7 protein-coding genes are annotated in these 12,399 nt (G+C 69.3%); 5 read left to right on the top strand and 2 right to left on the bottom strand.

The features are described 5' to 3' along the window. The first annotated feature begins 29 nt into the window (after positions 1–29). From EV643_RS00520 to EV643_RS00535, 4 genes are all read left to right on the top strand, one after another. Positions 30–2,948: a type 2 lanthipeptide synthetase LanM family protein gene (locus EV643_RS00520; RefSeq protein ID WP_238165257.1), complete on the top strand. Its 2,919-nt coding sequence runs from the start codon at positions 30–32 to the stop codon at positions 2,946–2,948. Then, entirely contained in the window at positions 2,945–3,169 is a 225-nt protein-coding gene (locus EV643_RS00525; RefSeq protein ID WP_133797932.1) for a hypothetical protein, read from the top strand. Before EV643_RS00520 ends, EV643_RS00525 begins: the two co-directional genes overlap by 4 nt. A 125-nt stretch (positions 3,170–3,294) precedes the next feature. Then, entirely contained in the window at positions 3,295–6,216 is a 2,922-nt protein-coding gene (locus tag EV643_RS00530) for a helix-turn-helix transcriptional regulator (RefSeq protein ID WP_133797933.1), read from the top strand. Positions 6,217–6,388: 172 nt separating this feature from the next. Next, positions 6,389–7,618 (top strand): ROK family transcriptional regulator, encoded by a 1,230-nt coding sequence (locus tag EV643_RS00535; RefSeq protein ID WP_238165258.1) that lies wholly within the window; start codon positions 6,389–6,391, stop codon positions 7,616–7,618. 39 nt (positions 7,619–7,657) lie between these two features. Here EV643_RS00535 and EV643_RS00540 read toward each other — a convergent pair whose 3' ends face one another. Both EV643_RS00540 and EV643_RS00545 read right to left on the bottom strand, forming a co-directional pair. Then, complete coding sequence (locus EV643_RS00540) at positions 7,658–8,017, bottom strand: PRC-barrel domain-containing protein (protein WP_133797935.1); 360 nt, start codon at positions 8,015–8,017, stop codon at positions 7,658–7,660. A 153-nt stretch (positions 8,018–8,170) separates the two neighbouring features. Next, positions 8,171–8,935 (bottom strand): alpha/beta fold hydrolase, encoded by a 765-nt coding sequence (locus EV643_RS00545; protein WP_133797936.1) that lies wholly within the window; start codon positions 8,933–8,935, stop codon positions 8,171–8,173. A gap of 93 nt (positions 8,936–9,028) precedes the next feature. Here EV643_RS00545 and lysX point away from each other — a divergent pair, with 93 nt between their 5' ends. After that, a complete protein-coding gene (gene lysX / locus EV643_RS00550; RefSeq protein WP_133797937.1) occupies positions 9,029–12,373 on the top strand; it encodes a bifunctional lysylphosphatidylglycerol synthetase/lysine--tRNA ligase LysX in 3,345 nt (1,114 codons plus the stop codon). Positions 12,374–12,399 lie beyond the last annotated feature (26 nt).

Consider the following 12,399-nt stretch of genomic DNA (forward strand, 5'->3'; position numbering starts at 1 on the left):
CGGGCCGCGCCCGATGCGACTCTGTCCGCGTGCTCGACTCCGCGGCGGTTCCCACCGATCACCAGCAGGCCTGGTGGTTCGCCGGGATGCGCCCGCAGGAGGCGGGCCGGCCGAAACCCGACTGGGCGCAGTACGTCGAACGCAGTACGACCCTGGCAGAAGTGGGCTGCGGGGAACACGTCCGGCCGCAGCACGGCGAACGGGGGGCAACCGGACGTAGTACAGGTGAGTGGGGGGATTGGCAGAAGGCGCTGGTCGGGTGCTTGCAACCGTTGCTCGCTTCGGCCAGGCAGGACCTGGAAGCGGCCGGGCAGACGGGAGCGGTGACCGAGCAGTTCCTGGACCGGCTGGGCCTGCGGCTGGTCAAGGCGGCCGCACGCACCCTGGTGCTCGAACTGGCCCGCGCCCGCACCCGCGGCGAACTGACCGGCGAGACGCCGGCCGAGCGATTTCTGGACTTCACCCACCGGCTCGTCGGAGGGAGCGAGCTGGCGGATTTCCTGGCCACCTACCCGGTGCTGGCCCGGGTTCTGGGCGAGGCGTGCAAGCAGGCGGTCGAGGGTCACCTCGAACTGCTGGCCCGCCTCGCCGAGGACCGTGAGCACCTGGTCGCCGAACTGCTGGCCGGTGCCGATCCCGGCGAGCTGACCTCCGTCGAGGCATCCGGCGACCCGCACCGCGGCGGCCGCAGTACAGCGACCCTCACCTTCGCGGACGGCCGGCAGGTGGTCTACAAACCCCGGTCCCTCGACCTGCACGCCCACTTCAACGGACTGGTCGATTGGCTGAGCGACCAGACCGGTCTGCGGCTCAGGACAATCCACGTACTCCGGCGGCCGGGGTACGGGTGGCTCGAATTCAACCCGCATACCCCGTGCGACGACCTGGCCGGCGTACGGCGGTTCTACCAACGGCAAGGGGCTCTGCTCGCACTCCTGTACGTGCTGGACGGCACGGACATGCACTACGAGAACCTGATCGCTGCCGGAGACCAACCGGTGCTGGTCGACGTGGAGACGCTGTTCCACCCCAGCCTCACCCCACCACGCATGCTCGGGCAGGACCCTGCACGCACCGCACTGCTCAACTCCGTGTCCCGTACTGCGCTACTCCCCCTCCTCGTGTCGGGCGAGCACGGTGTCGCCGACTTCTCAGGGCTGGGCGGCGATGCGGGCGGCACCACTCCCCACAGCGTCGTCGACTGGGCGGACGCGGGCCTGGACTCCATGCACCTGATCCGGCGGCCACAGACCACACGGGGCCGCCGAAACCGCCCCCTGCTCGACGGCGTGGTGATGGAACCGCGCGACCACGAAGTCTCTTTACTTACAGGCTTCCGCGCCGCCTACGAGGCCATGGCCTGGCACCGCGACGAGCTGCTCGCTCTGGTTGCCCGGTGCGCCAAGGACGAGATCCGCTACGTCCCGCGGCCGAGCAACATCTACGCGACCCTCCTGGACGAAAGCACGCACCCGGACGCCCTCCGCACCGCCGACGGCCACAGCGAACTACTGGAACTCCTCTGGGACGCCGACGAGAACCTGCAACCCCTGGTCCCCTTCGAGCTGGCCGAACTGTGGGCCGGTGACATCCCGCTCTTCACCGCCCGCCCGGACAGCCGCGACGTCTGGGCGAGCGACGGCATGCGGATCCCGAATCTCCTGGCAGACAAGGGAATGACAGCAGTCGAAGCGAAGATCGCCGCGTTGAGCGAAGTCGACCAGCACCGGCAGAAGTGGATCATTTCCGCCTGCCTCGCCACCCGTCCCGAACCGGTCGTGCACACCAGTACGACGACCCGCCCCGGCCTCGGAACCGCAGAAGCGGACCCCGAGCGCCTACTCGCGGCCGCGACCGACCTCGCCGACGAGGTCATGGCCCAGGTCCTCGGCGAAAGCGGCGGGCCCGCGAACTGGCTCGGCCTCGAACTCCTCGACGACCATCACTGGTCCGTCCTGCCGATGGGCGCGGGCCTCACCAACGGCTACACCGGTACGGCGCTCTTCCTCGCCCAGATCGGCGCCCTCACGGGAGCGAGCAAGTACTGCGAACTGGCGCGCGACGCCATCCGCCCGATCCCAGCGCTCCTGGAGACCTTGGCGGCGAACCCGTCTGCCCTGCAGGTGGTCGGACCCGGCCTGCACGGTCTCGGCGGAATCACCTACGGGTTGAGCCGACTCAGTCGCTTGCTCGACGACACCGAACTTCTGGGCTGGGTCGCTGAATCGCTTGAACTGCTGGAAAACCTGGCGCCCGACGAGTTCCCCAGCTACGGAGAAGGGGCTGCCGGCGGGCTGGCCGCAGTACGGGGAATCCCTGGTGGGGAACGGCTTGCGGCCCGGTACGCCGACGAACTGGTTGCTGCCGTGGAGCTCGGTCGTCTGGCGCCGGCTGGATTCACTCGCGGGTATCAGGGGATCGCATGGGCACTGGGGCAGTACGGCGTACCAGGTGATCGGTACAGCGCAGCAGCACGGACCGCAATCGAGCTGGACCACACCGCCGATACCGATGCCGGTTGGTGCTCGGGTACCGCAGGCAGCGTGTTGGCCCGTTTGAGCGCCCGTCTCCCCGTCGACCTCGCGGCGTACCAGAGAACCGCCGTCGAACGTCCGGTGCTCGCCGACCTGAGTCTGTGTCACGGCGAACTCGGCGCGGTCGAACCACTGATCTGGCTTGCCGACCACGACCACCAGGCGGCCGAGGCTGCCCGACGCCGCCGGGCGGGACTGTTGCTCGCCGCGGTACAGCAGTACGGCCCACACTGCGGCACTCCTCGCTCGGTCCCCTCCCCCGGCCTCCTGACCGGCCTCGCCGGAATCGGCTACGGCCTGCTTCGCCTCGCCTTCCACCGCGAGGTCCCATCAGCCCTGCTGCAACAACCAACCGCCGGCTCCAGCGCCCATCACAGCGCTGACCGGCCCGTCAACAAAGGGAAAACACCATGACCGCCCAGCACCCGCACACCGACGACCTCGCCCAGCGATCCGCCGACGCCGAGCAGCCCGACACCGCGCAGCCGGACCCGATCGGACCCATCACCCTGCCCAAGCGCAGCAAGGTCGGCGCCCGCGCGATGGCCCTCGTCGGTACGGCGAGCGTGGCGGCCTTCGCCGTGCACGCAGCCATCGACTACTGCTCCACGGACACGACCATCATCGAGGGCTGATTCCCGTTCTGGAATCGCCGCTGGTAGTGCTCCAGCAAGCGCTTGAGTTCACGGCCCGTCCCGGCCGGATCGGGACGGGCCGAAGCACCTGCGATCGCACCGGTCCGCGGTTAGAGTTTGCAGGCATGCAGACCCATGCGCCCGGAGTGGTCGGCAGAGACGGGGAGATCGCTCAGCTCGACCAACTGCTGACCGCGACCCGCTTCGGTCGCGGCGGTGCGGTCTTCCTGGCCGGCGAGGCCGGGATCGGCAAGAGCCGGCTAGCGGCAGTGGGCACCACGACCGCCCTGGACAACGGCATGGTCACCTTGCGCGGACGGGTCGGCGCGATCGGCGCGACCGTTGCCTTCCGGCCGTTCGCGGAGGCGTTGCTCTCGCTGATCCGGCGCGGCGAGATGCCCGAACCCGAGGCTCTGGGCCCGTACCGGCGGGTGCTGGGCCGACTGATCCCCGACTGGGACTACGGCGACAGCAACGAGACGACCGCGTCCGCGGTACTGCTCGGCGAGGCCGTGCTCCGGCTCCTCGAACTCGTCGGTCGCGACCGCGGCTGCCTGCTCGTACTGGAGGACCTGCAGGGCTCCGACCCGGAGACGCTGGCGGTGATCGAGTATCTGCTGGACAACCTCGAAGACCAGCCCATCGCCCTGATCGCGACCGTCCGCTCGGAACGCTGCCCCGCCGCCGAGCTGGCGCAGTTGGCCGACCAGCGCGGTACAGCCGTGGTGATCGAACTCCAGCCGCTCGACCGCGACGACGTACGCCGGCTGGCCGCCGATCGGCTGGCCGTCAGCCCGGATGCCGTTCCCGACCAGCTCGCCGAGCGACTGTGGACCGACAGCGCCGGAATCCCCTTCATCGTCGAGGAACTCCTGCAGGAAGCAAGTAGGTCAGGGCAACTGCTGTCCGGGACGGACGGCAAGGTGCAGGTCGCCGACGAGCTGCGGATGACCGTCCCGGCCGCGATCGTGCGCAGTATCAGCAGTCGCACCGAACAGCTGGGACCCGAGTCGAGGGAACTACTCGTCCTGGCGGCCGTTATCGGTCATCGCTTCCCGCTGAGCGTGGTCCGGCAGGCCAGCAATATCGACGAGCGCCAGCTCCTCGCGACCCTGCGCGCCGGATTGGCGGCTCAACTGGTCGGGCCGGACGAGCCGGTGCCCGATTGGTACGCGTTCCGGCATCCGCTGACCGCCGAGGCACTCCTGGCAGGGCTCAACCCGACCGAGCGGGCAGCACTCGCCCGGCGATGCGCGGATGCTGTCGAGGTCCTGCACCCCGGTCTGCCCGGCGAGTGGTCCCCGATGGTCGCAGAGTTGGCGGAGACAGGTGGCGACCCGATCCGCGCCGGTCGGCTCTTCGCCGAGACCGGGCGCCGGTCGTTCGACGAGGGCTCGATGAGAAGTGCCGCGAATCTGCTGGATCGGGCGTACACCCTGCTGGTCGACGATCCCGACGTCGGTTACCGGGCGGACGTGCTCGGCTCGCTGATTCTCGCGCTCGGCGAGACCGGCCAGTTCGAGCATCCGGTGGCGCGTTCGGAGGTCATCGATCTGCTGGCCGACCGCGGTCTGGACAGCCGTCGAGTGGCGGCTCTGCACGTCCGGCTCGCCGAGCTCGAGCACTCGGCCGGCCGCTGGTCCTCGGCGATGACTCATGTGGCGACGGCCCGGTCCCTCCTCGGCCCGGAAGCCGGCGACGCCGACCTTGCTCCGCTGGACGCGATCGCGGCCGCGCTGGAGATGACCCGGACCAGCCCCGGCCGGCTCAAGTCGGCGGCGGAGCTGGGCACCCGAGCGGCCGAGGCCGCGAAGCGCGCGAACCTGCCGACGGTCGAGGCCGACGCCTGGCAGCTCCTCGGCATCCTCGCCCGCGAACACGATCTGGAACAGTCGATCAACTACTTCCAGCGAGCCCGGCAGGTCGCGACCGACAACAGCCTGGGCCTGCAGCGCGTGATCGCACACATCTTCCAAGCGGGCTCGATCTGCCTGGCCGACGGCAGTGTGGCCGAGCTCGAGACGGCCAGGCAGCAAGCCCTGCGGATCGGTGCCATTCCGAGCGCCTACGAGGTCGAGGGCGTGCTTGCCCAGCAGGCGGTACTACGGGCGGAGTACGAGCTGGCCGCCGTGATGATCGAGGAGTGCCTGGAGGTGACCCGGCGGCTCAAGCTCAGCCGGGGAGCGCCGTACGTGCTGGTGACGAAGGCGATGCTGGCTGGGCATCAGGCCAGGCGGGCGGAGATGGAGGAGACGCTCGGCGAGCTCGCGGTGTACGGGGAGCGGGCTTCGCACGAGTTGCCCTTGTCGTACGGGCTGGCGCGGACGTTCTGCGCGTTGCTGGAGGAGAAACGGGACCTAGCCGAGTCCGAGATGGCGCAGGCGCTGGCGTACGACGCGCAGAACCCGACCAAGTTCCACATGGCCGGGAAGTACGGGCTCGGTCTGCTGCTCGGGGTGCTCGCCGGGCGGAACGGGTGGGCGCACTTCGAGGCTGTAACCGAGCGGGCGGCCAGTGGGATGCGGTGGAACAGGCAGTTTGTGCAATGGGCGCAGGCAGTCTTGCTCGGCCGTGATGGGCGAGGTGCGGAGGCAAGCGCGATGGTGGAGTTGGCGTTGGAGAGTTCGGAGCTCTATCCGATGGCGCGGCATCTGGGGTTGCGGCTGGTGGCGGAGCCGGCCGCCGCGGACGGATGGGGCGAGCCGATAACGTGGTTGCGGCAGGCCGAGGACCACTTTCACACCGCGGATGTGCCGGCGGTCTCGAGTGCCTGCCGGAGTCTGTTGCGGCAGCTCGGGGCGACGGTGTCGCAGCGGCGAATGGGGTCGGACCAAGTGCCCGCGCATCTGCGGCAACTGGGGATCACCTCCCGGGAGTACGAGGTCTGCCTGCTGCTGGTGGATCGAATCGGGAACAAGTCGATCGCGTCGCGGTTGCACATCTCGCCGCGCACGGTGGAGAAACATGTCGCGAGCCTGATGACCAAGACGCGGCAGCCGGACCGGGAGGCGCTGAGTAGCTTTGCTCGGACGGTGTTGCAGGACTGAGCCCTCCGACCGCGCGTGTACAGGGCGCGGGGATGGCCGGACAGTGATAGTTGTCGATTCACGGACTTCCGGGACGACCGCCCGTCCCGGTGAGGCGAACCCGTGAGGCTGGTTAACTTATGAACACTCGCTTTCTATATAGGATGGGCGAGTGGCAGGCAAGGGGTCGGACATGAGCAAGGGAACGGTCGGCGGCGGCGGTACGACGATGCTGCGGCGGATCAACGTCGCTGCGGTGCTGGACGCTGTCCGGCGATCAGCCCCGGCACCGCTGCGGGTAGCCGAACTGGTCGAGCGGACCGGTCTCGCCCGGCCGACCGTCGCGCAGGCCGTCGACGAGCTGCTCGACGCGGGCTGGCTGCAGCAGCACGGGCCGGATTCGGCCGACCGCTCGCTCGGACGGCCGGCCATCCGGGTCTCGCTGCGGGGTCGCGCCGCGCCCGTGCTCGGCCTGGATGTCGGCCCGCACCGAGTCACCGTCGGTGTCTCCGACCTGGCCGGCCGCAAGCTCGCGCTGGTACGCCGGTCGGGGCCGGGGTGGACCGCCCAGGAACTCCTCGGGGTGATCAGCGAGGTGATCACCGAGGCCCTCGCGGAAGCGGACGTGCCGGCCGAGGACGTCGCCGCCGCGGTCGCCGCCAGCCCGGGCATCGTGGACGAGCACACCGGCCGGGTCCAGCTGGTCCCGAGCGTGCCGGGCTGGTCCTCGATCGACCTGGTCAAGCACGTTCGCAGCCTGCTCGACTGCCCGGTCATGCTCGACAACGACGCCAACCTGGCCGCCCTCGCGATCGCCGCGGCCCGGGGTGGGACGGGCACGTTGCTGGCCGTGCAGTGGGGTGAGCGACTCGGCGCCGGCATCGTGATCGACGGCCGGCTACACCGCGGGACGGGTGCCGCCGGCGAGATCGGCTTCATCGCGACCGCCCCGGACGACGTGATCAACCCCGAGGACAGCCGGGGACCGCTGGAGCGCGCGGTCGGTTCCGAGGCGATCGCCGCCCTTGGTCGCCAGGCAGTGCTCGACCACCCCGATTCCCGGCTCGCCGAGCTCGGGCGGGACCAGCTCGACACCGCCGACGTGTTCGCCGCGGCGGCCGAGCGGGATCCGGTCGCCCAGGCGGTCGTTCAGCAGGTTGCGCGTGACTTCGCCCGCGCACTGGCCCCCGCAGTACTGGTCCTCGACCCGACGGCCGTGGTGATCGGCGGCGGTGTCGCCCGGGCCGGCGCGGTCCTGCTCGACGCGATCTCCGACCAGCTCCGCCTGCTCACCCTGAACCACCCCAAGCTCGAACTCTCCGCCCTCGCCGAAGACGCCGTCGTTACCGGCGCCATGCGAATGGCCCTGGACGAAGTCTGGCAACGCAAACTCCCCACCCCCGCCATGACCACCACCGCCTGACGCTCACCGCGGCCAGCGCCCTGGTCCGGTGCGTGCGACTCACATCGGAGGGCCGTAGTAGTCCCGGTAGTAGTTGCCGAGGCGGTCCCGGTAGTCGCGGTCGTCCGTTTGGTCCGGGTCGAACTCGGGGGCGTTCTTGATCTCCTCCTTGGTGCGGTCGACGTAGACCTTCTCCTCATCCATGTCGATGCGTTGCACCACGCCGGCGGGGAGCAGCACCTTGCGGCCGAGGATCCACGGGCCGGTGTCGACGACGATCGACGTAGGGTCGAAGTCATCGGCCTTGTCGACCTTGCCGATGTCGCCGTCCGTCGCGACGATCTTGAACCCGACGATGTCCATGCCACTGGTGTAGCCGGCGTCCTGGCGGTAGTTCCACGGGTCGAACATGCTCGTCATCGTTCCTGCCTTCCTGTCCTCCGGGCCCGGACCCGACCTCGTTGTCGAGTTCGTCGACACCCAGGCTGATGAGGTACCCGGCAGTGAAACTCCTTGCTCTGCGTGCTCCGACGACTGCTGTCCGCTCTGCGTCTGCGCTGTCGCCGGCCGCGGCTACCGGCAGGACACCAACTGCTCGGCGCGGACGACCGCCGAGGCGATCGCGTCGGGGCGATCGAGGTGGACGAGGTGGGCCGAGTCGGGGAGGAGCTGGACGTCGGCGGAGAGTCGTTCGGCCAAGCGGCGCTGGGCCCGCGACCATCTGCCGGCGGTGAATCGTGAGGATCCCCCGGTGGCGACCAGCACGACGGTCGGCGGCGCCTCGATCGGGCGGGTGAGCAGCTCCCCTACCTCACGGGCGAGAGCCCAGCTTGTGGTCAGCTCCTGCCAGAACAGCAACCACGAGTACGTCGTACCGTAGCGGGCCCGCACGGTTGCCTTGGGCAAGCGGTCGCGTCCTGCGGTGCTTCCGATCGGGATCAGGAGACGGCGTGCGGCCGGTCCCAGGAGGGCAGGTAGGCCCAGTCTGCCGAGGAGGGTGAGGAACGCGCGGACGGCTCGATCGCCGCGAGTGCCGGGGTAGAACCAGCGCAGGCCGGTCTCCGAGGTGAGGCTGGTGTCGACCAGGACGAGGGCCACGACCTGGTCGGGGTGTTGAAGTGTCCACCGAAGCGCCGCGAGACCGCCGATCGAGTGGCCGACGAGGCCGACCGGAGTATTGGCGGTCAACTCGGCGGGCGGTGTGGTGACCGGGGTGCGCCAGGGGTCGACGATCCGGATGTCGGAGTCCGCCGGGAGCAGGTCGACGACTGGGCCGAACTCCTCGGGAGTCTCGGCCAGGCCGGGCAGCACGATCCAGCTCAACCGGGCGGCGGTCATGCCGGAAGGGTCGCACAAAGGCCCAAACCTGAGCACGGGAATAAGTGGGCGGGGGCGGCGGGTGGGTTCGGGTGGGAGTGGGATGATCACCGGGTGTCGTCGGAGAAGGTCATCCCGAAGTGGCAGCAGCAGGCTGCTGGGTGGGTGGGGCTCGCTGTGGTGTTCGCGGCGGTCTGGTCGTTCGTCGCGGTGCCGGTGCACCTGTTCGCGCCGAACTTGGTCAAACGGGTCGAGGGCGCGATCGACTTCTTCGGCATCCCGGCCGGGCACACCTTCCTGTCCGCGGTCTATCTCGCCGTCGTCGGCAGTGCGCTGCTGCGCGGCAAGCGGGCGGCGCTGCTGTGGGTCATGTTCGTCTTCGAGGGTTTCTGGCTGCTCACCCAGATCGCGAGTCTCGGCTTCATCAGCGTCCAGCTCGCGAACCCGAACGACCCCGACCTGATCGCCGAGTTCGGCCGCGCGTCGTACGAGGATCTCGAGCTCGGCATCGTCCGGGTGATCGTGCCGATCCTGATGATCGCGCTGCTGTGGAAGATCCGCGACAGCTTCCCGGCCCGGCTGGCTCCCGGAACGCGCCGCCTCGCGATCGTCTCGCTGGTCACCGGTCTGCTGATCTCGGCCGCGGTGAGCATCTCGCTGACCCAGGTGTTCCCGCACACCCTGCAAGGCCAACGGGAGAAGATCGGCTGGGCCGTCGTGGCCGCACTCGGCCAGACCCGAAGGCGGATGGGCTCGGGCCACGAAGGACACGGCTGGGTCGGCCTGACCGTCGGCTTCATCTCTGCCACCTCGCTGGTGATCGCGTTCTGGATCTTCCTCCGCTCGGTCCGCCGGGTTCGGTACCTGAGCCAGATCGAGGAACTCCAGCTCCGCCGCCTGCTCCTCCAGTACGGCGAACGCGACAGCCTCGGGTACTTCGCCACCAGGCGCGACAAGGCCGTCGTCTTCTCCCCCGACAACAACGCCGCGATCGCGTATCGCGTGGTCAACGGGGTCAGCCTGGCCAGCGGCGACCCACTCGGCGATCCCGCGGCCTGGCCCGGCGCGATCAAACGCTGGCTTGCGGAATCACGGACCTATGGATGGTCGCCCGCCGTGCTGTCCGCCAGCGAGGAGGCCGCCCACGCGTACGTCGACGCCGGGTTGCGCGCGCTCTCGATGGGCGACGAGGCGATCATCGACGTCGCGGACTTCACCCTCGAGGGCCGGACGATGCGCCCGGTTCGCCAGGCGGTCACGCGGGTCCAGCGAGCCGGGTACAGCGCCGAGGTCGTGCGGCACGGGGATCTCGCGCCGGCCACCCTCGCGCAGTACGTGGAGCTCGCGGAGACGTGGCGTGCCGGGCAGACCGAGCGCGGATTCTCGATGGCGCTCGGGCGGCTCGGCGATCCGTCCGACGCCCGCTGCGTGATGGTGATCGCGCGGGACGAGGACGGCGTCGTACGGGGGCTGTTGTCCTTTGTGCCGTGGGGCGTCCGGGGTGTGTCGCTCGACCTGATGCGGCGTGATCCGGAGTCGGTGAACGGGCTGATGGAGTTCATGGTCACCGCGCTGGTCGACGCGTGCGGCGATCTCGGCCTGCACCGGATCTCGCTGAACTTCGCGATGTTCCGGGAGATCTTCAGCGATGCCGAACGCGTCGGCGCCGGCCCGGTACTCCGGCTCACGAACGCGCTGCTGACGGCGGCATCCCGCTTCTGGCAACTGGAGAGCCTCTACCAGTCGAACGAGAAGTACCTGCCGCGATGGTCGCCCCGGCTGATCTGCTACTCGCGCGGCGCCTCTTTGGCCCAGGTACTGCTCGCGGCCGGTACGGCGGAAGGGTTCCTGCCAGCACCGCGACCGTGGACCCGGGTCGACAGCGGCGCGTCCGCCGATCGGCACGCGATCATGGTCGGCGACGGCGCCCAGTTCGCGGCCGCGGTGCATGAGCAGGAGGACGAACTCCTCCGCCCCGCGCTGCCGGATCGCAAGTTCACCGAACAGGAACGCATTCGTCGCGCCAAGCTCGACGGGTTGGTTGCCGCAGGCATCGACCCGTACCCGGTCGGCGTACCCCGGACCGAAACCCTGGAACGCATCCGCGCCCTGCACCAGAACCTCCCACCCGACCACCACACCGGGCAGGAGGTCTCCGCCACCGGACGGGTCATGCGGCTGCGCAGCCACGGCGGGCTCACCTTCGCCTTGTTGCAGGACGGTCTCACCCAGCTCCAGGTCATGCTCACCGCGGACGCAGTCGGCGAGGAAGACCTGGGCAACTGGCACCGGTACGTCGATATCGGCGACCACGTCAGCGTCACGGGGGAGGTGGTCACGAGCCGACGAGGTGAGCTGTCGATCGCGGCGACCGGCTGGACGATGGCCGCGAAGTGCCTGCATCCCTTGCCGGACAAGCGGAAGGGGTTCACCGATCCGGAGTCGCGGGTTCGCCGCCGGCACTTGGATCTGGTGATGAACCCGGAGTCGTTGCGGATGATGCGGCACCGGAGTACCGCAGTACGGGCCCTGCGCAACGGTTTCGAGAGCCGCGGCTTCATCGAGGTGGAGACGCCGATGCTGCAGGCCGTGCACGGCGGGGCGAACGCGCGGCCGTTCGCCACCCACATCAACGCGTACGATACCGAGCTGTTCCTGCGGATCGCGCCGGAGTTGTTCCTCAAGCGGTTGAGCGTCGGCGGGCTCGGCAAGGTGTTCGAGCTGAACCGGAACTTCCGCAACGAGGGGGCCGACGCGACGCACAACCCGGAGTTCACCTCGGTCGAGGCGTACCAGCCGTACGCCGACTACAACGTGATGCGCGAGCTGACCCGCGAACTGCTGATCGAGACGGCGACCGCGGTGTTCGGCAAACCGGTGGTGCAGCGGGCGGACGGAGAGCTCGACATCTCCGGCGAATGGCCAGTGGTCACCGTGCACGACGCGGTCAGCCGGGCGACCGGCGTACAGGTCGACTCTGGTACGCCGGCTTCGCGGTTGCAGGAGATCTGTTCGGAGCACGGGGTGCATGTGGGGTTCGAGGTGTCCGCGGGCGAGTTGGTGCTGGAGCTGTACGACGAGTTGGTCGAACCGCGGACCACGACGCCGACGTTCTACATCGACTTTCCGTTGGAGACGTCACCGCTTACGCGGGCCCATCGGACCGACCCGCGATTGGCCGAGCGATGGGATCTCGTTGCCTTCGGCGCGGAAATCGGTACGGCGTACTCGGAGCTGGTGGATCCGGTCGAGCAACGCCGCCGGCTGACCGAGCAGTCGCTCAAGGCGGCCGCGGGTGATCCCGAGGCGATGTCTCTGGACGAGGACTTCCTCGGTGCGCTCGAGTACGCGATGCCGCCGACCGGTGGACTCGGGCTCGGGGTCGACCGGGTGATGATGATGCTCACCGGTCAGAACATCAGGGCCACATTGGCTTTCCCCTTCGTCCGGCGGCGGTGATTCGCGCTGCTGCCGGCTGAAGGACG

The organism is Kribbella caucasensis (genome assembly GCF_004361855.1).
In the GTDB taxonomy this organism is placed as follows: Bacteria; Actinomycetota; Actinomycetes; order Propionibacteriales; family Kribbellaceae; genus Kribbella; species Kribbella caucasensis.